Here is a 21,177-nt window from a genome sequence, read left to right as displayed (position 1 = left end):
GATGACAGTCACGGACAAATCAGCGGTCATCAGTATCGGCCGGATTTATTGCGATCTCATTTTCACCGGACTTGACGAACTACCGGTGCTCGGCAGGGAGCTGTTTGCCCGCGATATGGAAATCGCCGCCGGTGGCGGGGCTTTCATCGCGGCTGCACATTTCGCGCATATCGGCCGCACGGCCACGCTGCTGGCAAGGCTCGGCACCGACACGTTCTCGCGCGCCATCGGCGAGAAGATGCAGCAAAGCGGTGTGGACCTGCAATTTCTGGAACATTCGGCGGATGCGGGGCCTCAGGTCACCGTCGCGACGGTGGTTGGCCACGACAGGGCGTTTCTGACGCGGCGCGCCGGTGCCGCCCGACCATCGACCCTCGATGCCGCTTTTGCGTGGAACAGGGCCTGCCATCTGCACATCGCCGAGTTCGCCACCCTGCACGAAATTCCCGACCTCGTTTCCCGCGCCAGGGACAGCGGATTGACCGTCTCGCTCGATCCTAGCTGGGATGCCTCGCTGATCTATGACAAGGGCCTGCTCAACGCCTGTTCGGGCGTCGACGTGTTTTTGCCCAACTTCGAAGAAGCCGAAGCGATCACGGGTCATTCCGACCCTGAGGCGGCGATCAGCGCCTTGTCCGGGGCGTTTCCCGTCGTGGCGCTGAAGGGTGGCGCGCAGGGCGCGTGGGTCTCCTCGCAGAGAGGCCTTTACCATGCGGCGGCGAAGAACGTCCCCGTTGTTGATACGACAGGCGCAGGTGACGCGTTCAATGCCGGTTTCATCAACGCCTGGCTTCGGCGGGATGGCGAAAAACAATGCCTGGAGGCCGGTGTCGCGGCGGGCAGCCTTGCCGTACAGGCCACGGGCGGTGCCCCGAGAGCTACCGCCGCCGCTTGATCCCGGCCTGCCCGCTTCACTCCCCGCGCGGAAAACGCTGGTTTTCCTCCAGCACGTTGAGGTCCATGTGGTTGCGCATGTAGCGCTCCGACGCCTTCTGCAACGGCTGATAATCCCACGGATAATAGGCGCCGTTACGCAGCGCCTTGTAGACCACCCACCGCCGCGCCTGGCTTTCCCGCACCGACGCATCGAAGACGGGCAGTTGCCAGCGCCGATCGATCTCAGCGGTAAGCGATGACAGCACGTCGGCGAATTCAGGCTTGCCGGCAAGGTTTACCCGCTCGTCCGGGTCCGTCTCAAGATCGTAGAGCAGCGGCGGATCGGCTTCGCAGACCGAGAGCTTGTAGCGGCCGTCCCTGATGGCGACGAGTGGTGCGATCGAACCTTCGGCCGCATATTCCATCGGCACCGGGCCTCGCTTGCCTGTTCCCGCAGCCAACGCCGACAAATCTTCGCCATCCGTCCAGCGTTTGAGCGAGGTGATGTCGAGACCGGCCAGACCGCAAAGCGTCGGCGTGACGTCCAGCGTCGAAACCGGCGCGTTGATGAGCGCCGGTTGCCAACCGGGTGCGGCAATCATCAGTGGCACGCGGGCCGAGCCCTCGAAAAAGCACATCTTGAACCACAGGCCGCGCTCGCCCAGCATATCGCCATGATCGGACAGGAACAGGATGATCGTGTCCTCCTCCATCCGCGTCGCCTTCAGCACGTCGAGAATTTCGCCGACCTTTTCGTCGATATAGGAAATATTGGCGAAATAACCGCGCCGCGCCCGGCGTATCTCTTCGGGCGAGATACCGAAGGCCTGATGGTCGCAGGCTTCCAGCAACCGTTTCGAATGCGGGTCCTGTTCATCGAAGGGAAGCGCCTGTGTCTGAGGGTCGAGCGCCGGGCAATCCTCATAGAGATCCCAGAACTTCCGCCGCGCCACATAGGGGTCATGCGGGTGGGTGAAGCTGACAGTCAGGCACCAGGGGCGATCATCGAGCCGGCGCGACAGATCGTAGAGCTTGCGGGTCGCGTGATAGGCAACCTCGTCGTCATATTCCATCTGGTTGGTTATTTCGGCAACGCCCGCGCCGGTCACCGAACCGAGATTGTGATACCACCAGTCGATCCGCTCGCCCGGCCTGGTATAATCAGGCGTCCAGCCGAAATCTGCGGGATATATATCCGTCGTCAGACGTTCCTCGAAGCCGTGCAACTGGTCCGGCCCGACAAAATGCATCTTTCCCGAAAGACCGGTGTAATAACCCGCCGCCCGCAAATGATGCGCATAGGTCGGGATATCGGAAGCAAATTCGGCGGCATTGTCGTAAACCCGCGTCCGGCTCGGCAATTGCCCGGACATGAAGGAAGCGCGGGCCGGCGCGCAAAGCGGGCTTGCCGTATAAGTATTGGCGAAACGGACGGACCGCTCCGCCAGCGCTTTCAGATGCGGGGCATGGAGAAAATCGGCCGGACCATCGGGAAAGAATGTCCCGTTGAACTGGTCGGCCATCACGATCAGAATATTAGGATGCGGCATCTGGTTCTACCGTCTCAGAGGCCAAGTTTGCCTTTGACGGCGGCATCACCCGGCTTGCCATCCAGCGTGGTGACGCCTTGCAGCCAGCCAGCCAGCACTTTCGGATTGGCCTTCAGCCACGCCATCGCCGCTGCCTTTGCATCCTCTCCGCCGAGAATGGAGCCCATCAGGGCGTTTTCCATGCCGATATCGAACGTCATGTTCTTGAACAGAGTTGCCGCGTTCGGGCACTGCTGCGGCCAGCCGGTGCGGGCAAGAGTGTAGACCTCCGCCCCGCCGAAATTCGGACCGAAATAGGCGTCACCGCCCGAGAGATAAGCGATATCGATCTTCTCGTTCATCGGATGCGGCGCCCAGGCAAGGAAGACCACCGCCTTTTTGTCCCTGCCCGCCCGTTCCACCTGCGCCAGCATGGCCTGTTCGCCTGATTCGACAAGCTGCCAGCCCTTCAGGCCGAAATCATTGGCATCGATGATCTTCTGGATATTCTGGTTGGCAGGCGCACCCGGCTCGATGCCGTAAATCTTGCTTTCGAACTCGTCCGCGTGTTTAGCGAGATCGGAAAAATCCTTCACACCCTTTTCGGCCATGTAGGAAGGTACCGCCAGTGTGAACTTGGCGCCCTCGAGGTTCTTCGTCATTACCTCGGCGGCCTTGGCGGCGTTCAGGTCGTCAACGAAGGATTTCTGGGCCGGCATCCAGTTGCCGAGAAAGACGTCGATCTCGCCGTTTTTCATGGCCTGATAGCCGATCGGCACCGACAACGTCTTGACGTCGGCTTCATAGCCCAGCGCATCGAGCAGAACCGAGGCGACCCCATTGGTGGCTGTGATGTCCGTCCAGCCCGGATCGCTGAGGCGAACCGTCTTGCAGGCGGCGTCATCGGCTGCGTGAAGCGGGGTGGAGAAGGCCGCCACGGACAAAAACAGACCGGCGGCGATGCGGTGCATGCGAGAAACGGTTATCATTGCGGCTCCCCTTTTATTAGTCCAGTTTATTGAACACCACATTGTTTTTGCCTGTGAAGCAGGTATTTTTCGATGACTGACATAAGGATTTTCTATGACAGAGAGGCCACTCGACCTTGGATGGATGCGCATTTTTACCGAGGTCGCCCGGCGCGGTAGCCTTACGGCGGCGGCAGGGTCCCTGCGACTGACGCAACCCGCCGTCAGCTACCAGATCCGCCGGCTGGAAGACGACCTCGGCGTCGCGCTCGTCAGGCGGAAACATCGCGGCATCGAACTGACGGCCGAGGGGCAAAGACTGTTCGATATCGTCTCACGCAATGTCGACGCCATCGACCTTCTGGCGCAGCAACTCCGCCGCACGGAGGAACGTCAAACGATCCGCCTGCACACGGACTATGCCTTCTCGTCGCTATGGCTGATCCCGCGCATGCACGGTTTTCGTGTGCTCAACCCGGATATCAACATCCAGATCGTCGCCACGCAGGATCCGTTGGGGCAAGGAAAACACGATAGCGACGTGATGATCATCTTCGGAACGCGGCAGGATGCGGGCGACGGCGCGGTGCTGCTGCTTTCAGAAAAAGTCACGCCCGTCTGTTCACCGGCGCTGCTTGCGGAGACGTCGGCGCCTGCAACAGTCGCGGATTTCTCGCGGCTGAAACTCATCCACCTCGAAAACACCTCACAGACGCACTGGTTCGACTGGCCTTCCTATTTCAAGCATTTCGGCGTGCATCGAAGCCCGGAAAACGACAGCGGCGACATCAGCTTCAACAATTACACCATGGTGGTTCAGGCAACGATCGGCGAGCAGGGTTTCGCGCTCGGCTGGGCGGGGCTGGTCGATCCGCTGGTCGAGGCCGGCGTGCTGGTGACCGCAGGCCCGAGCCTCGACGCGCCGGGACGCGGTTACTGGTTGCTGAGGCCGAAAAGCACCGACAGCGCAGTCAGAAAACTCACCGGTTGGCTCATCGACGAGAAGCGATAATCATGCCGTATTTACGGAAATCTATCTCCAGATAACTTCAGGATTTACAATCAATATATTGATATTAAATCATCTTATGCGATTCGCGAGCGATACGATGCCGGCCGATCGGCAGCATCATCGGTTTGCCCGACGTCGGGTCTCCGATGACCCGGCTTTCGATGCCGAAAACCTCGCGCACATTCGCTTCCGTCAAGACTTCCTCCGGCGTGCCGCAGACATGCAGCCTTCCGCCTGTCATGGCGACGAGATGATCCCCGTATCGTGCGGCAAGATTGAGATCATGCAGCACCATGACGATGGTGGTCTGGCGGGCGTGATTGAGGTCTGTCAGAAGATCCAGCACTTCGATCTGATGGCTGATGTCGAGGAAGGTCGTGGGTTCGTCGAGCAGCAAGATGTCGGTCTGCTGCGCAAGCGCCATGGCGATCCAGACACGTTGCCGCTGCCCGCCGGAGAGTTCGTCCACCGGCCGGTCGGCAAGTTCGACCGTATCAGTGGCGACAAGTGCGGCGGCGATGGCCTCGTCGTCCTGTCGCGACCAGCGCGCGAAAAGACCGTGATGCGGGTGCCGGCCACGGCTGACGAGATCGGCGACGACGATGCCCTCCGGCGCGATCGGCGACTGCGGCAGAAGGCCCATGCGGCGCGCGAGTTCCCGCGAAGGAAGGCTGTGGATCGACTTTCCGTCAAGCAGGACCTGGCCGGCACGCGGCGCGATGAGCCGCGACATGCTGCGAAGGAGCGTGGACTTGCCGCAGGCATTGGCGCCGACGATGACCGTGATCCTGCCACGCGGAACGACAAGGTCCAGCCCTTCGATGATGAGGTTTTCGCCGTATCCGGCCGAAAGACCTTTTACGGAAAGAGAATGGCTGGTCATAACGAGCCTCCGCTGCGGTTTACCCGCACGATAAGGTAAATCAGATAGGGCGCACCGAGAGCACCGGTAACGACGCCGACCGGATAACGGCCCGGCAGCAGGAACTGGCCGCAATAATCGCCCACCAGCACCAGCACCGCCCCAACCAGCGCGGCAGGAATGAGCAGCGAACCATTACTGCCGATGATGCGCGCGGCAATCGGCCCGGACAGAAAAGCAACGAAAGCAATCGGCCCCGACACCGCCGTGGCAAAGGCGATCATGCCCACTGCGGCGATGATGACGATGATGCGGGTTCGCCCCACCCGCACGCCGAGCGCGGAAGCCGTATCATCGCCGAGCCTCAGCGCGTCCAGATCGCGCGCGCGGCTCAGAAGCAGGCCACCGAACAGGATAAGTGCAACGGAGAGCGGCAGCGTCTGGGCAAGCTTCGCGCCGTTGACGCTGCCCGTCAGCCAGCGCATCGCTTCCTGCAAGGTCCATGCCGGCGCAACCGAGAGCGTATAGGCGACGAAACTTTCCAGCATGGCGGAAACGCCGATGCCGACAAGGATCAGCCGCGTTCCGGCCACCCCGTTGCGGAAGGACAAGAGATAGACCAGAAGTGCGACGCCAAGGCCGGCGACGACAGCGACGACCGAGACGAGCGGCCCGTTCAGATGCAGGACGACGATGGCGAACACGGCCGCAGCACTGGCACCGGAACTGATGCCGATAATATCGGGGCTGGCGAGCGGGTTGCGCAGCATGATCTGGAAAGCGACGCCGCCGAGCCCGAAGCTCAGACCCGCGAGAACCGAGAGCAGCGCGCGCGGCAGACGTAATTGCCCGACGGTGAAGGTGACGCCAGCAATGTCCTCGCCGAGCAGTACGCGCAGGACATCGCCGGGTGGCGTAAAGGATTGTCCCAGCATCAGCGTCAATGCGAAAGCGGCGATCAAAAGCACCGACAGGGTTGCGATAACGAGGCGACGCCGGCGCTGGCGGGCGTGGCGATTGAAAACGAGGCTTTCGATGACGGGAGCATGCATGGTCACAGTTCGCGCACCCGCTGCCGCCTGACGATCCAGATGAAGAACGGCGCGCCGACGAGCGCGGTGACGATGCCGACATCGAGTTCGGACGGCCGTGCCACCATGCGCCCGACAATATCGGCGGCAAGCAGCAGGCAGGCGCCACCGAGCGCGGAAAACGGCAGAAGCCAGCGATTGTCCACACCGACGAGCAGACGGCAAAGATGCGGAACGACCAGCCCGACAAAACCGATCGGCCCGCAGATGGCGGTCGCCGCGCCGCACAGGAGAATGGCGCCGAAAGACGCCACGGCTCTGGCGACAGCGACATTCTCGCCAAGTCCGGCGGCCAACTCATCTCCAAGCGCCAGAGAATTCAGCTTGCGGGCTGAAAGGAGGCTGATGGCGAAACCGGCAGCGAGAAACGGCAGCACTGTCTCGATACGCTCAAAGGTCGCACCACCGACACCGCCGATCTGCCAGGAGCGGATGCCGCCGGCAATGTCGCTGCGCGGCAGCACCACGGCAATGACGAGCGATGAGAAAGCGACCGATGTGGCGGCACCGGCAAGCGCCAGTTTTAGCGGGGTGGCCCCTCCACGCCCCAGCGAGCCGACGACATAGACGAAAACCGCAGATGCCCCGGCCCCGACAATGGCCGCGAGGATGAAGGCCTGCGACGAGGCGATGCCGAACCAGACAATGGCGATGACGACGGCAAGCGACGCCCCCATATTGATGCCGAGAATACCGGGATCGGCAAGCGGATTGCGCGTAACGCCCTGCATGATCGCGCCCGCCAGCCCGAGTGCTGACCCGCAGAGCAGCGCAAGCAATGTGCGTGGCAGGCGAACCGCGACAGCCGCTTCCGCCACCGTCTCGACGCGACCTGCAAGTGCTGCCGTAATATCCGTGAATGTGACCTCACGGGTGCCGATCGCAACGGATAGCGCACATAGCAGGGCCAGAAGTGCCAGCACGGCGCTGAGCCATGCGCCTCGCACGCGGTTGGAGCGGCCATAAGGCAGCACGGCCGGACCTTTGACGGGTCCCTCCATTGTCATTTCGCTTTACCGGAGGATTTGTCCGCTGCTTTCGCCAGAAGATCGGCATAATCCTTCAAAACCCAGGAAATCGACAGTGGCGTTGGGTTGGATGCGGTGCCCAGTGGATCACGCCCGAGCATGACGATGGCGTCATTGGCAACGGCGGGCATGAGGGCAAGAAGCGGATCGGCCCGCATCGCCTTGAGCAGAGGCTGGCTGCCATAGGTAACGACGATATCGACATCGTCGAAGGCATCGACGCGCTCGGCGCTGACGCCAGCCGCAAATTGCCCCGGTTTCGTCGCCTCCGCCACGCTCTTCGGCGAGGTCAGCCCGAGATCGGTGAAAAACTTTACACGGCTGTCATTGGCGGTATAAAAATTGACGACACTGAGATTGGTGGCGTCGAGATGGGTGACGAACATCGCCGACTTGCCCTTCAGCTGCGGATGCCCCGCGACCACCTGCGCGATCTCGCCCTCGATGCGGCTGATGAGCGCTTCGCCTTCCGCCGCCATGCCAAGCCCTGCACTGTTCAGCCGGATCATCTCGCGCCAGTCGGTTGCCCAGGGGGAAACGGGATAGGCGACAACAGGCGCAATCTGGCTCAGGCTGTCGTAGTCAGACTGGCTGAGGCCGGAATAGGCGGCAAGGATGACATCCGGCTGCGTTGCCGCCACGGCCTCGAAATCGATGCCGTCGCCCTCATCAAACAGCACCGGCTTTGCCGCGCCGAGCTCGGAAAGCCGCTTCGCCACCCACGGCAGCAAGCCATCACGGTCATCATCGCCGAAATTGGCTGCCGCAAAACCGACGGGTACGATGCCGAGCGCCAGCGGAACCTCATGGTTCGCCCAAGCGACGGTCGCCACCCTCTGCGGCTTCCTGGCAATCGTCGTCGTGCCGAAAGCGTGCGTGATGACGACGGGATAAACCGTCGCCTCATCCGCCGAGGCAGTGTGCGGCGCGACCATCGACAGGAAAAGCACAAGCGCTGGCACAAGGCCACGAAACAGGCGAAGCATGGGCAAAGCTTTCAAAAACATCAAAAGTGGACTTGAACTCTCAGCTTCATATCCCCCAGTCAAGCCCGAGAAGAAAATGCCACGCGAACAGCGGTGAAATTTCCGGGGTTTTGTACAAAACCACAAAAAGTTACAATACCGGACAAACTTTCTCAAGTTATTGGGCTTTTCGAGAGTGAGCCGTCAATGCGGCGATCGGGACATCAACTTCTGGAACCTGTCTATGGAAATCGAAATAAGAGGCGAAAACCGCAGGGCCGCGCAGCTGCGCTACGGACAGGCGGCACTTCTTGCCTGCACCGCACTTGTGGCCACGATGCCGGGCCGATCACTGGCGCAGGAGGCGGCGGGCACGAGCGGCGGCACGGTTCTGGAACGGATTACCATAGACAGCGGCGACAATGACCAGAAGTCGATCGTCGCAACCCGCACCACGAGCGGCAGTAAGATGGCGACCGACATTCTCGACACGCCAGCTTCGGTTTCCGTCATCACCGCCAAGGAAATGCAGCAGCGTGGCGTTCAGACGGTGGAGGAAGCGCTGCAATATACGGCCGGCGTGTCCACGGATTTCTACGGTTCGGACGACCGTTTCGACTATTTCAAGATTCGCGGTTTCGACGCCTACACCTATCGCGACGGGCTGACTCTCGGCCGCCCCTTCGGCGCGCTGCGCGAAGAAACCTATGCCTATGAGCGCGTGGAAGTGCTGAAGGGTGGCAATTCCACCACCTTCGGCGTGTCGGACCCCGGCGGCTCGGTGAACTACGCCACCAAGGTACCGAAACGCGGCCGCTTCGGTGAGGCCTATGTGACCGGTGGTTCCTATAGCCGCGCCGAAACCGGATTCGATTTCGGTGACAACATCACCAGCGACGACACCCTGTCATACCGCCTGACCGGCAAGCTCAGGAATGCCGATGCGGAATATGACTATTCCCGCGATGATGAGAAATTCTTCATGGGCGGCCTGACATGGCGACCCACCGATGTCACCAGCTTCACCGTCGTTTACGATCATCTCAACAAGGACGGCGTTCCAGGCGGCGGCGGCCATCCCGTCGGCTCGCATTTCGACAGAAGTCGTTTCTTCGGCGAGCCGGACTATAACTACCGCGGCACCAACCGCAATTCGCTGAGCGTGATGTTCGACCATGATTTTGGCTCTGGCCTGACGCTGAGTTCGAACGCACGCTACAGCAAGGCGAACACCGATTTCGGCTACGCCTATATCTCGTCTACGCCGACCAATGGCTCGACTATCGCCAACCGCGCCTTTTTCGGCAACGAGACCGAAACCGAGAATTTCCTGATCGATACGCGGCTGCAATATGACACGACGTTCGAAAGCGTCGAAAGCCGCAGCCTCGTTGGCGTTTTTTACAATGACTACTCGTCCGGCAGCAAAAACTACTTCGGTTCCGCACCGAGCATCGACTGGATGAACCCGGTCTTTACCGGCGCACCCGCTTCTGTGCCGCTCTTCACCAATTCGCTGACGGATCAAAAAACGAAGGCGATCTATCTTCAGCAGGACCTGACCTTCTTCGACAAGCTCACTGTCAGCGCCGGCCTGCGCAATGACTGGATCGACACCGACCAGACGAATCGGCTGAATGGCACGACCGCAAGCGGCGACATCAGCGAACTGACCAAGCGCATCGGCGTGTCCTACAAGATCACCAACGAAATCGCGCCCTATCTCAGCTATGCCGAGTCCGTGGTGCCGGCCTCGGGCCTGACTGTCGAGCCCGAACGCGGCGAACAGATCGAGCTTGGCGTGAAGTACCGGCCGGATGCATTCCCTGCCCTGTTCACGGCATCGATCTACGACCTGAAGAAAAACAACATCACCGTCACCAGCCCGATCACCAGCCTGCCGACAACCATCGGTGAGGTGCGCGTGCGCGGTCTCGATCTTGAGGCCAAGGCGGAAGTGACTGACAATCTGAGCCTGACGGCGGCCTATTCCTATCTCAATGCGGAAATCACCGAAAACGGCACCGGCGGCAATGTCGGCAACCGCCCGCAATTCGTGCCGGAACATCAGGCTTCGCTTTGGGTGAACTATACGCTTGCCGGCACCGACCATCGCGGCGACATGACCTTTGGGCTCGGCGGCCGCTTCACCGGCTCCTATTATTTCGACAACGCCAACAAGGTCTCGACCGGAAGCAGCGTGACCATGGATGCGGCGTTCAGCTACAAGATCCAGGAAACCACGTCGCTTGAGGTAAATGTCTCCAACCTCTTCAACGAAAAGCATGTCTCCTACGGCGGTTTTGGCGCAGACTTCTACAATCCCGGCCGGGCGTTTTCGGCTACGCTGCGCAAGACATGGTAACGGTAAGGATTAGCAATGATTTTCAGATTATTGCATAGTTTTCCGAATGCTTCGCCTCATCCTCGGGGTTGACCCGAGGATGACAACAGGTGGGTTGTACGCTTCACCAAACCCCGCGCATCAGGGTACCGGTCTCAGCCAGGCTCAAAGCAGCCTGTGCATGCGCCGCCAGGCGGCCGGCGTGTTGCCCACCGACTGGCGGAAGGCTTTGGTCAAATGGGCCTGATCTGAAAACCCGAGCTGGGCGGCGATATCGGCCACGGTGAGATCGCCACCCAGCAACAGTTTCTGGGCGAGATTGATCCGGCGCTCCAGTTGCCATTGCAGCGGCGTCTTGCCCGTCGTATGGCGGAACACGGTTGCGAACCAGCTTTCCGAAAGCCCGACGATGTCAGCCATTTCAGCAACCGTCATTCGGTCGTCGCCGCGCTTTTCGACACGGGCGAGCAGCTTGTTCATCTGCGCCTGCGTCAGCCTGCAATTCGCCTGCTCCGGCGAAGGTCCGGGAATATCCAGAAGACCCGCGACGATGCTGCCGACAAGGCTTTCCGCATAGACCGCGTGCTTCGAAGGCTCGGCCAGTTCATCAACAAGCAGCCCCGCCAGAGTTTCGACCGCACCGATGTCCTGTATCTCGACCGGACGGCGCAAGGCCGTCATCGCCGCTGAACCGCCGACCGACGGCGACAGGAAGCGCAGCAGCCGGTCTTTGTGAATATGCAGGTTGAGATGTGAAAACCGGTGTGCGGCGTTGCTACTCGTCCACATCGGAACACCGGCCGGCACATAAACCGCCCGGGTCATGGGACGGGAATGCTGCGCGAATTCACCGTCGCGATTGGAAATCCTGATGCGCGACGAGACGTCGTTGAAAAATATCATGATACGGGGATCGGCGGCCAGATAATAACCTTTGGCCCCCATCTGGCTCTCGGCCTCCCAGAAAGCGCTGACCAGCCCGTCAAACTGACGCCATTTCACCGGCGCAGTGACACTGATCCCTTCCGTGTGCCAGGTCATGGAATGCCAGAAACTCAATGCGGGTACCATCCGGTTGTCGGGCCGAGGTTGAAGCCATGGAAGACATGCGCGCCATGATAACGACTGCCGCAAACTCCATCATGTGAAGCCCCAATAACATGACTTATGAATTCATGTTAATAGCAAAGATGGTTGTAATGCAAAACATTGCCGCAGCAGCGAGCGATCTTGCAACAACGGCAACCCTGGAACCTCCGCCCCGTCCATCCGTTGATCTTCGGACGAATGGAATCACGAAGGAAAATCACTATGAATGACAAAAGGGAACCAGGCGATTTCGCCGAAAAGAAGCGCGAAGAGCAGGGTCGCGGCGTGATCGTCGCAGGGCCGGATGCACATGAAAATGAAAAAGGTGGCAAGACGCCACCGGGAGGTGTCGAAAAACCCTCTCCTACCCGACCGGTTCCCTCCTCGGACCGTCGCTGAGACAGCGGAGGTATGTTCGATCTTCACTTCTGCGGGAGGGCCGTCGGTCGTGCCAGGGAAGGACGCTGGTCGCGCCCAAACCTTACTACGATTACCGCTCAGGTCTTTCCCGTGAATGTGGCGAGCCTTGATCTGTATGTTCACGCCCGCCTATCGAGCCGTGCAGCGCAGATTGCAGCGACGGTGTCCTGTAGTACCTCCACACGCTCGACCAGCCACAACAGTTCTTCGTCGGCGATTCTGTAATGGTGGGAGTAGCGAGCCTTAACATAGGCCGCATCCAGACGTGCGAAGCACTGCTTGGTGAAACGGCTGTCATGGGACCAGATCGCAATCAACGTAGGCGCGACCCGTTCCGCGTGAGCACGTAAAATGGTCAGCCGATGGGATTTAAGGCGATAAAGGGTCAAAACTTGCAGGATGCAATGATAAAGCCGTTCGACGGTCTGATGCAGGTCAAAGGCCGCTTCCATGCCATAGCCGCGCCCGATGGCCTCCTTTGCCAATTCAAAGCGACGGGTGGCGCTTTTGAACCAGTAACAGAAGTGCCTGCACGCCTCAGCCCGGGCGAGCTCCGGGTCAAGCTGCCTTGGCTCGATAAGAGGAAAGCCTGGCGCCTCGTAGAGCATGACGCCGTCGCGGGCGATATCTGTGAAGAAAGGTCGGCCCCACGCGAGATGGTTGTTGAGGTCCATGATCGAATGAACGATGAAGTTGACAGGCGTCGTCAGATGTCGGGTAACCGTCAATTCGCGCAGGAGGCGATCCTCCGCCCGTAACCAATAACTGGGGTCCGTAAAGGTATTGGTACCGACGACCACAAGAAGGTTATATTCGCAGCCACAACCTTCTTCGCAGACTCCGAGCAGGTCGCCCCGGACATAGGGGCCAAAGAGCACCAATTTGAGGATGCGGCCCCTCTTCCTCTTATCCGATAGCTTGCCCTTTTGCGCCTCGTCGAACTCATCAAAGAGGATTCGTGCGACCCGCACCAGTTCACGCTCCCTGTTTTCGGGAAGGTAGCCCAAGCGTTCAGGGAGCGTCGCATACACGGCAATCTCCAGTGCAGGCGCATGGTAAAAGGCGTTGTCGCCTCCCCCTCAGGTCGGTGCTTTTCCACTGATTCCAGCGACGCCCGAGCGGGTGGTTCACGGGGCCTCTCCATTCGTGCATTTCACGCAGCAGGGCGTCCAGCTTGGCCGCTACGCCCACAAGTGTCGTAGCGGATGTGGCAGCCATGGCGTCGAGCAGGTGTCCGGCCCGGTCACCAGCTTCCCGCTCCGCCCGCACAGCGGCGGAATATCCGATTTCCTGGTCAGCCGTCTCCCATCGTGACTTGTGAACCGCAAATTCTTCTTCGGCCTTGGCGCAGGCCACTGCTTCCTCGGGCGCAAGACGATACACCTCATGGATGGCCTCTGGAGAATGGGCAGTTACGCACTTGCCGCCGGACAGCCGGATCGATGCGCGAGGAAAGCCCACCGTTTTTGCGAGTTTCCGTTCGAGCTCCTGCTGCTGGCGGCGAAGGTTCTCTGTCTGGCAGTGAGCATCCTGCCATCGTTGCCAAAGTATCACGGCCGGGTCAGAGAACGCTTCCCCGCTTATTTTTTTACCAGCGAAGGCACTGGAGCTCCATGCTTCTACTATGACAGCCATCCCCGCAAGCATGGTCCTGTGGGTGACGGAGGACAAAGTCGTGCTATTGTCAGAATCAGCCATCATCTGAGCTCCGTATAGCTTGATTGTGGTTAGGCTGCTAACGATGGTCGCGACATCCTTGGCAGCCGTTCTTTCAGACATACAAAATCGTACCACAGATACGATAATGCAGGCTGACTCATGGATCAAGAGAAATCGTATCACCGTAACGAAATTGATAGTATTCAGTGCCGGATGGCACGAGCTGCTCTAGGTTGGGGAACCCGGGATCTCGCTCGAAATGCGAATGTTTCGCCCGACACCGTGGCCCGTTTCGAACGTGGGGAGAACTTAAAAAGCACCACAGTTGCAGCCCTGCGTGCCGCATTCGAAGCTGAGGGTCTCGAATTTATCGCTGAGAACGGTGGCGGTCCGGGTGTACGAATGGCGAAAAGGAACACACGTCTGTAAAGACAAGGCGAGGTTGGACGAAACCTGGCATGCGGGTGGCAGACCGCAATTCACCGATTCTTCGGTCGCGAGGCCTCCGATTTGTATCACGGGCGCGAGGTTTTCCTTTTTCATTGCTCCCTGCGCCACCTCAGGATGACAGCCAAGCACCTCCGCAAAAGATGATTCCCCGCATTGAGTGGCTCGCGCACAATCAGAAGCAAAGGGCAGAGCTGTTGCCCATGTCATATGGAAATTCGACTTCGCACGCCATCATCGCTGGTTGAAGAAGAGCGGGTTCGGCATGGAGCGTTTTGTATCGGTGTACTGGCGAAATGCGGCAGCGACCGCTCATCCTACTGGCGAGCAGGAACCGTCCTCAATTGGACCGGCCGCTCCGAAAAACTGGTGACAAGCTAAATCCCGTTTGTCAGCATCGCTCGGGCTCGACCCGAGGCGGGTGCCGGGTGGCACCACCCTCGACAAGATCTCATAAAAAGGCACCTCCCCTATCGCTAAGGAAGGTGCCTTTAGGTCGTAGATTCTCCCGTTACAGAAGATCGAAACGGTCGGCGTTCATCACCTTCGTCCAGGCGGCGATGAAGTCGCGAACGAATTTCTCTCTGTTGTCGTCCTGTGCGTAAACTTCCGCATAGGCACGCAGGATCGAGTTGGAGCCGATCACGAGGTCCACGCGGGTAGCCATGTACTGCGTTGCACCGGACTTGCGATCGCGAATCTCGTAGAGATTACCGCCGGTCGGGACCCAGGTGAAGGACATATCCGTCAGCGTCGCGAAGAAGTCGGTTGTCAGCGCGCCGGGCTTTTGCGTGAACACGCCATGCGCCGCGCCGCCGTAATTGGCGCCGATGACACGCAGGCCGCCAACGAGAACCGTCAGCTCCGGCGCAGTCAGGCCCATAAGCTGTGCACGGTCCAGCAGGAGCTCCTCCGGGCTGACGACGTAGTCCTTCTTTACCCAGTTGCGGAAACCATCCGCCAGCGGCTCGAGCGGCGCAAAGCTGTCCGCATCCGTCTGTTCGGCGGAGGCGTCACCACGGCCGGGTGCGAAAGGAACGGCAATGTCGAAGCCAGCCGCTTTCGCCGCCTGTTCCACACCGTAATTACCGGCGAGAACGATCACATCCGCGATGCTGGCGCCCGTTTCGCGGGCGATAGGCTCCAGAACCGAGAGTACGCGGGCGAGACGGACGGGCTCGTTACCTTCCCAGTCTTTCTGCGGCGCAAGGCGGATACGCGCGCCATTGGCGCCGCCGCGATTATCCGAACCACGGAAGGTGCGCGCGCTGTCCCAGGCCGTGGAGACCAGATCGGCAACCGCCAGACCGGAAGCCGCGATCTTCGCCTTGACGGCAGCGACATCGTAGCTTGTGGAGCCTGCCGGGATCGGATCCTGCCAGATCAGGTCTTCAGCCGGAACATCGGGTCCGATGTAACGGGCCTTCGGGCCCATGTCGCGGTGGGTCAGCTTGAACCAGGCGCGAGCGAAAACGTCGGAGAAGTGGTCCTGATCGTTCTTGAACTTCAGCGAAATCTCGCGGTAGATCGGATCGACCTTCAGGGCCATGTCGGCATCGGTCATCATCGGGATGGTGCGGATCGAGGGATCCTCGACGTCAACAGGCTTGTCTTCCTCGGCGATGGTGATCGGCGCCCATTGCGATGCACCGGCGGGGCTGTGCGTCAATGTCCACTCGTGCTTGAACAGCATGTCGAAGAAGCCGTTGTCCCACTTGGTGGGCTCGCTCGTCCACGCGCCTTCGATACCCGACACCACAGTGTCGCGGCCGATGCCGCGGCCCTTGGTATTGATCCAGCCGAGGCCCTGATATTCGGGGCCTGCGGCTTCCGGGTCAGGGCTGAGGTTGGCGGCGCTGCCATTGCCGTGCGATTTGCCGATGGTGTGGCCGCCGGCGGTCAGCGCCACGGTTTCCTCGTCATCCATGCCCATGCGGGCGAAGGTCTCACGCATCTGCGCCGCCGTCGCCAAAGGATCGGATTTACCGTTGACGCCTTCAGGGTTGACGTAGATGAGACCCATCTGCACGGCGGCAAGCGGGTTTTCCAGCGTCCAGGGCTTGGTCACGTCGCCGTAACGGCCATCGCTCGGCGCAAGCCATTCCTTTTCGTCACCCCAATAGGTGTCCTTTTCGGGAGCCCAGATATCCTCGCGGCCGAAGGCGAAGCCGAAGGTCTTCAGACCGGCGACGTCATAGGCGATCGTGCCGGCCAGAGCGATGAGATCGGCCCACGAAATCTTGTTGCCGTATTTCTTCTTGATCGGCCACAGCAGGCGGCGGCCCTTGTCGGTGTTCACATTATCAGGCCAGGAATTAAGCGGTGCAAAGCGCTGGTTGCCGGTGTTGGCGCCGCCACGGCCATCGGTTACACGGTAAGAACCCGCCGCGTGCCAGGTAACGCGCGCCATCATGCCGACATAGCTGCCCCAGTCGGCCGGCCACCAGTCCTGGCTTTCCGTCATCAAAGCGCGTAGATCGGCTTTGAGGGCTTCGACGTCGAGCGTCTTCAGCGCTTCGCGGTAGTTGAAGGAGGTGCCGAGCGGATTGGTCTTGGTGTCGTGCTGATGCAGGATATCGAGGTTCAGCGCGTTCGGCCACCACTCAGTCACCGATTTTCCGGAGGCTGTATTGCCTCCATGCATTACGGGACACTTGCCGGCCGGTTTTGAAGTTGCGTCCATTTCGCCCTCCGATGGGTTTGGCAATTAAACAAAATAATCAATTCGACATGTGCAGCATGTTGAAACCGGAGCTCACAGCAGGGTCATCGCAACGCAAGAACCATGCAGCGAGGTTGATGATCTTTCACATCTACATCTTCTTCCTGTCATGAAGATGACTAACAGTCGGGTTCCATAATTTCCAATTGTATATTCTAAAGGCTGCGATATGCTGAGCTTATGATTGCGCTCTCCATGAAACACCTCCGTTATTTCGACGCTCTGGCCAAGATCGGCCATTTCGGGCGGGCGGCGGAGGCCTGCGCCATTTCCCAACCGGCGCTTTCGCTGCAGATCAGGGAACTGGAAGAGCTTATCGGCGCGCCGCTTGTCGAACGGGGCAGCCGCCGCATCCGGCTGACTGCGCTCGGCGATGAATTTGCCGAACGCACCCGCCTGATCCTGCGCTCCGTGGATGAGTTGCAGGATCTGGCGCGGGCAAGGCATGGTCCGCTCAGCGGCCGCCTGCGCATTGGCGTCATTCCGACCGTGGCACCCTATCTTTTACCGCAGGTCATAAAGACGCTCACCCGGCACTATCCCGGACTGGAAACGCGCCCGCGCGAGGCGGTGACGCAGAAACTCATCGAAGACCTTCTGGAAGCGAGGCTGGATATGGCGATCGTCGCCTTGCCCGTGTCGGAACCGTCGCTGGAAGAGGTGCCGCTGTTTTCGGAGGAATTCATTCTGGTCCGACCGATGGAGGATGCAGGAATGCCGGTGCCAAGCGCCGACAAGCTCGGGGAAATGCGCCTGCTGCTGCTTGAGGAAGGCCATTGCTTCCGCAATCAGGCGCTCTCCTTTTGCAGCACGACGAACGCGCCGCCGCGCGTGCTGATGGAGGGCAGTTCGCTCTCGACGCTGGTGCAGATGGTCGGCGCCGGCATCGGCGTCACGCTCATTCCGCAGATGGCCGTCGATATGGAAACACGGCAATCCACCGTCTCGGTGTTTCGGCTGGCGGAACCACGGCCGTCCCGCACAATCGGCATGGTGTGGCGCAAGACGAATCCGCTTTCGGCGCAATTCGCCCATATTGCCGAGATCGTCCGCGAATGCGGCCTGCAAAAACTCGGCATCGCGGCATGAAGGCGAGCGGAGGCCCCCCCCCGCCGCGCCATCCAGTTCTATTAAGGCAACGATTTCGGTTGTTTGTCCGTCCATTGCGGCGGCGCGCCGAATTTATCCGCCACCATGCCGGCCAGACCGGGTGAACGGCCAAAAGCATCGCACGCCATATATTTCGGCTTTCCGCCGAGCGCGGAATTGATGCGTTGCCCCGAGGGTAACGAAATGTCGAGCCCGTCAGGTACCTTGCCGGCGGCAATCATGCGGGAGAAGTATTTTCCGAAATTGCCGGCAAGGCTGTAGGCATCGCCGACTTCCGAAACCCGCGGCTTGTTGGTAATCGAATTCGCCCCCTTCGACCAGACGATCGCCGCTCTCTGTGTTCCTCCGGCATCGACCGCCTCGGCCTCCACGGCAAGGCCGCCGAGGCCCGCCGGCAGGCGCGGAATTCCCACGGGCAGCACAAAGCTGCTGCCAAGCGATACCGCCGTCGAAACCCCCGCTATCGTTTTGTCTGTCGCAACGATGTCGGTTACCACGGTCCTGACAGTCAGATCGGCCGGAGACCCGATCGGCACGATCCGGTATTTGTCGCTCAGTGAAACACAGACGGCGCGATCAAGCGCGTTGGTGACGAGCGCCCTGTCTTGCTGATTGCTGATGCGCGATGACGCTCCAAACGAGAAGGTCGTTGGCAGGATCGATATGGTTTTGACACCTGCAAGCCCTTGCGCATCCACGAAAGTCCGTGACCTGGTGTATTTTCCCTTGGCCGGGCTGAGCTGATCGTAGGATGTCAGCGTCCCTCCCTCTTGCAGGGGAACGGAGGTACAGCCGGACAGCTGCATTGCCAGAGGCAGGACAAGTGCAGCGAAACCCGATCTATGAATATTTGCGGTGTCGATCCTCAAAAACAAAACGTCCCGATAATGTCGAAGGCCCACGATGCCGGCTCCTTTGTTGATGTCGTTGGGCCAGGATGAGCAGGGAGAATTGCGGCAGTATTACAGGAAAGCCTTTCGGCGGATGTTGGCGAAACGCGCCCGGATCATAGATGGATTTCGAATGTCGTGCCCGACGAAGTGCTGTCCAGAGTGACCTTGCCGCCATGATTGGCGGCGATTTGCCTGACCAGCGCCAGACCCAGACCGGCACCCTTGCTGCTTGGTGTCACACGGTAAAAAGGTTCAAAGACGAGTTCCTGCTGATCGGCCGGGATTCCCGGACCTTCATCGGCAACGGCGATCCGCCCGTCCGCCGATACGCTGACCGAGATTGCGCCTCTGTTGCCGGCGTGATCGATTGCATTGCGTACGAGATTGGCAATCGCGCGAGAAAGAGCGGTTGGTTCGCCATGGCCTCTCAAGGTCTCGACATCGCTCTCGAAGGAGATATCGTAGCCGGCGGCAACAGCGACAGGAGCCAGATCCGCCACGACCGACCGCGCGATATCGACAATGTCCAGAGGTTCCCACAGGTCCGCGGCCTGCTCGTTGCGCTCGAAGGCGAGAAGCTGTTCGGCGGCCTCGGCCAGGCGTGCCACATCGCTGAGAAGCTTGCGCTGCTCATCCCCCTCGTCCATGCCTTCGATGCGGGTTTGCAGGATGGTGATCGGCGTCCGTAGCTCGTGAGCGGCATCGATGAGGAACCGTTGCCTCGCCTGGAATTGATCCTCGAGGCGCGTAAGGATGCTGTTGAAAGAAACGATCAACGGTAGAACTTCCCTGGGCACATTCTCGACCGGAAGGCGGGAACCCGCATGGCGTGGATCGATCTCCGGCGCCCTGCGCACCACGGCGTCGAGACCGGTGAGTGCGCCGCGAACTATGCGCGGCACGGTCAGGAAAACCGCCGGCAGGGCGATCAGCAACAGGGGAACATAAATGGGGTAGGTGCCCATCAACAGTGTAAGGAAGGTTGCGGTGCGGCTGCCATTGCCGCCATACATCACCCTGACGTCGCCGACCGAGGTCGTAATGCTGTCGATCGAGGCGGTTTCAACATCCTGCACCGCCTCGCGTATATCGGCCTCCTTGATCAGATGGACAAAAGGCGAAAGATTGCGAAAACGCGCAGGCACCTCGCCATAGGAAAGCGTCTGGCCATCCGCCGTTACGACGAACCAGAGCTTGTCGTTCTGCGCCTTGAAAGCCCTAAGCAACGGGCCCTCGGATATGACAGACCTGCCGCCCTCGTCTTTTCGTAGAGCTTCATCGAGCGCAGCCGTCAATTTCGTCTGCAAACCGGCATTCGGTGACAGGATCATCACGCCGTAGACGCAAAGGCCGACAATGACCGTGGCGACCACCCCGAGAAATACGGCGCTGAGTTGCCAGCTCAATCTGAAACGGAGCGATGGATTGGATTGTGTCGCCGTGACCATCAACCTTCCCTCAGGAGATATCCGACACCACGGACGTTGTAGATCGACACCCCGGCAGACGCTTCGGTCAGGCGCTTGCGCAGTCTGGAAATATGCGCATCGAGCGCATTGGACTGAATTTCTTCCTCGTAGTTGTAAACCGCCGCCTCAAGTGTGGAACGAAGCACCGTTCTCTCTTTACGCTTGGCCAGCGCGATGAGAACGACCAATTCACGGCGTGGCAGATCGAGGGCGGCGGCGCCAATGGTAACACTCATGTGGAGCGGATCGATGACGATCCCTCCGACACATATGTTCTTCTCAACGATGGCGGCGGGACGGCGCAGGACCGCGCGTAACCGCGCCAGTAATTCCTCCACCAGAAACGGCTTTCCGAGATAATCGTCCGCACCGCCGTCAAGGCCTTCAATCCGCTCCCTGGGTTCGTTTCGCGCCGTCAGCACGATCACGGGCGTCAGGACGCCGGAGCGCCTGAGCGTGGGGATAAATGTCAGTCCCTCCCCGTCAGGCAAGCGGCGATCGAGAAGGACGGCGTCATACGTGTTCTGAAGCGTAAGTTCGTAGGCGTCTGCCAGCAGCATCGCATGATCGATAACGATCCCCTGCTTGCCGAGCGTGACACCCAGTGCGGCACCCAGCTCTTTTTCATCCTCGACCAGTAGAAGTCTCATGCCGCTCACCGTCATTTATTTCCTGCTTCTTTAGCATCAACGT

The 21,177-nt window shown here is 60.0% G+C and carries 19 protein-coding genes; 6 read left to right on the top strand and 13 right to left on the bottom strand.

Annotated elements, in window-relative coordinates; translation table 11 throughout:
• Window position 1 precedes the first annotated feature (1 nt).
• Window positions 2-895 (top strand): carbohydrate kinase family protein, encoded by an 894-nt coding sequence (locus tag QSK43_RS08280; RefSeq protein WP_332303310.1) that lies wholly within the window; start codon window positions 2-4, stop codon window positions 893-895.
• A 16-nt stretch (window positions 896-911) separates the two neighbouring features.
• Here QSK43_RS08280 and betC read toward each other — a convergent pair whose 3' ends face one another.
• Window positions 912-2,426: a choline-sulfatase gene (gene betC / locus QSK43_RS08275; RefSeq protein ID WP_332303046.1), complete on the bottom strand. Its 1,515-nt coding sequence runs from the start codon at window positions 2,424-2,426 to the stop codon at window positions 912-914.
• A 14-nt stretch (window positions 2,427-2,440) separates the two neighbouring features.
• Window positions 2,441-3,394: a choline ABC transporter substrate-binding protein gene (locus QSK43_RS08270; protein WP_332303045.1), complete on the bottom strand. Its 954-nt coding sequence runs from the start codon at window positions 3,392-3,394 to the stop codon at window positions 2,441-2,443.
• A gap of 94 nt (window positions 3,395-3,488) precedes the next feature.
• Here QSK43_RS08270 and QSK43_RS08265 point away from each other — a divergent pair, with 94 nt between their 5' ends.
• Window positions 3,489-4,385, top strand: coding sequence for a choline sulfate utilization transcriptional regulator (locus QSK43_RS08265; protein WP_332303044.1), 897 nt, complete (start codon window positions 3,489-3,491; stop codon window positions 4,383-4,385).
• A gap of 64 nt (window positions 4,386-4,449) precedes the next feature.
• On the opposite strand, the gene QSK43_RS08260 is transcribed toward QSK43_RS08265, so the two are convergent.
• The 4 genes from QSK43_RS08260 to QSK43_RS08245 are packed head-to-tail and all read right to left on the bottom strand — an operon-like array spanning window position 4,450 to window position 8,352.
• Window positions 4,450-5,268, bottom strand: coding sequence for an ABC transporter ATP-binding protein (locus QSK43_RS08260; RefSeq protein ID WP_332303043.1), 819 nt, complete (start codon window positions 5,266-5,268; stop codon window positions 4,450-4,452).
• Window positions 5,265-6,299, bottom strand: coding sequence for a FecCD family ABC transporter permease (locus tag QSK43_RS08255; RefSeq protein WP_332303309.1), 1,035 nt, complete (start codon window positions 6,297-6,299; stop codon window positions 5,265-5,267). The genes QSK43_RS08260 and QSK43_RS08255 overlap by 4 nt, the downstream gene beginning before the upstream one ends.
• A gap of 2 nt (window positions 6,300-6,301) precedes the next feature.
• The gene (locus QSK43_RS08250) at window positions 6,302-7,345 is read right to left on the bottom strand and encodes a FecCD family ABC transporter permease (RefSeq protein ID WP_332303042.1); all 1,044 of its coding nucleotides are present in this window, start codon (window positions 7,343-7,345) and stop codon (window positions 6,302-6,304) included.
• On the bottom strand, window positions 7,342-8,352 hold the full coding sequence (locus QSK43_RS08245; RefSeq protein WP_332303041.1) for an iron-siderophore ABC transporter substrate-binding protein: 1,011 nt from the start codon (window positions 8,350-8,352) through the stop codon (window positions 7,342-7,344). The genes QSK43_RS08250 and QSK43_RS08245 overlap by 4 nt, the downstream gene beginning before the upstream one ends.
• Before the next feature lie 223 nt (window positions 8,353-8,575).
• Here QSK43_RS08245 and QSK43_RS08240 point away from each other — a divergent pair, with 223 nt between their 5' ends.
• Complete coding sequence (locus QSK43_RS08240) at window positions 8,576-10,696, top strand: TonB-dependent siderophore receptor (RefSeq protein ID WP_332303040.1); 2,121 nt, start codon at window positions 8,576-8,578, stop codon at window positions 10,694-10,696.
• 144 nt (window positions 10,697-10,840) lie between these two features.
• Here the strand turns inward: QSK43_RS08240 and QSK43_RS08235 are convergent, their stop codons facing one another.
• On the bottom strand, window positions 10,841-11,734 hold the full coding sequence (locus QSK43_RS08235) for a helix-turn-helix domain-containing protein (RefSeq protein ID WP_332303308.1): 894 nt from the start codon (window positions 11,732-11,734) through the stop codon (window positions 10,841-10,843).
• 252 nt (window positions 11,735-11,986) lie between these two features.
• Here QSK43_RS08235 and QSK43_RS08230 point away from each other — a divergent pair, with 252 nt between their 5' ends.
• Complete coding sequence (locus QSK43_RS08230) at window positions 11,987-12,163, top strand: hypothetical protein (RefSeq protein WP_332303039.1); 177 nt, start codon at window positions 11,987-11,989, stop codon at window positions 12,161-12,163.
• Between the two features lie 140 nt (window positions 12,164-12,303).
• Here the strand turns inward: QSK43_RS08230 and QSK43_RS08225 are convergent, their stop codons facing one another.
• Complete coding sequence (locus tag QSK43_RS08225) at window positions 12,304-13,215, bottom strand: HEPN domain-containing protein (protein WP_332303038.1); 912 nt, start codon at window positions 13,213-13,215, stop codon at window positions 12,304-12,306.
• Window positions 13,196-13,882, bottom strand: a complete 687-nt coding sequence (locus QSK43_RS08220; protein WP_332303037.1) for a hypothetical protein — start codon at window positions 13,880-13,882, stop codon at window positions 13,196-13,198. Before QSK43_RS08220 ends, QSK43_RS08225 begins: the two co-directional genes overlap by 20 nt.
• Window positions 13,883-14,002: 120 nt before the next feature.
• Here QSK43_RS08220 and QSK43_RS08215 point away from each other — a divergent pair, with 120 nt between their 5' ends.
• Window positions 14,003-14,272, top strand: a complete 270-nt coding sequence (locus QSK43_RS08215) for a helix-turn-helix domain-containing protein (RefSeq protein WP_442967799.1) — start codon at window positions 14,003-14,005, stop codon at window positions 14,270-14,272.
• Window positions 14,273-14,801: 529 nt separating this feature from the next.
• On the opposite strand, the gene katG is transcribed toward QSK43_RS08215, so the two are convergent.
• Window positions 14,802-16,973, bottom strand: a complete 2,172-nt coding sequence (katG, locus tag QSK43_RS08210; protein ID WP_332303036.1) for a catalase/peroxidase HPI — start codon at window positions 16,971-16,973, stop codon at window positions 14,802-14,804.
• 219 nt (window positions 16,974-17,192) lie between these two features.
• On the opposite strand from katG, the gene QSK43_RS08205 reads away from it, so the two are divergent.
• On the top strand, window positions 17,193-18,101 hold the full coding sequence (locus QSK43_RS08205) for a hydrogen peroxide-inducible genes activator (protein WP_332303035.1): 909 nt from the start codon (window positions 17,193-17,195) through the stop codon (window positions 18,099-18,101).
• Window positions 18,102-18,142: 41 nt separating this feature from the next.
• Here the strand turns inward: QSK43_RS08205 and QSK43_RS08200 are convergent, their stop codons facing one another.
• The 3 genes from QSK43_RS08200 to QSK43_RS08190 form a co-directional block, all read right to left on the bottom strand.
• Window positions 18,143-18,928 (bottom strand): DUF3313 domain-containing protein, encoded by a 786-nt coding sequence (locus QSK43_RS08200; RefSeq protein ID WP_332303306.1) that lies wholly within the window; start codon window positions 18,926-18,928, stop codon window positions 18,143-18,145.
• Window positions 18,929-19,128: 200 nt separating this feature from the next.
• Entirely contained in the window at window positions 19,129-20,463 is a 1,335-nt protein-coding gene (locus QSK43_RS08195) for a sensor histidine kinase (RefSeq protein WP_332303034.1), read from the bottom strand.
• Window positions 20,463-21,134: a response regulator transcription factor gene (locus tag QSK43_RS08190; protein ID WP_332303033.1), complete on the bottom strand. Its 672-nt coding sequence runs from the start codon at window positions 21,132-21,134 to the stop codon at window positions 20,463-20,465. Before QSK43_RS08190 ends, QSK43_RS08195 begins: the two co-directional genes overlap by 1 nt.
• Window positions 21,135-21,177: the final 43 nt, after the last annotated feature.

It is taken from the genome of Rhizobium sp. GR12 (genome assembly GCF_036596185.1).
Classification (GTDB): Bacteria; Pseudomonadota; Alphaproteobacteria; order Rhizobiales; family Rhizobiaceae; genus Agrobacterium; species Agrobacterium nepotum.
The sequence above is the reverse complement of the archived record's forward strand: the minus strand, read 5'-3'. Positions and strand labels throughout refer to the sequence as shown.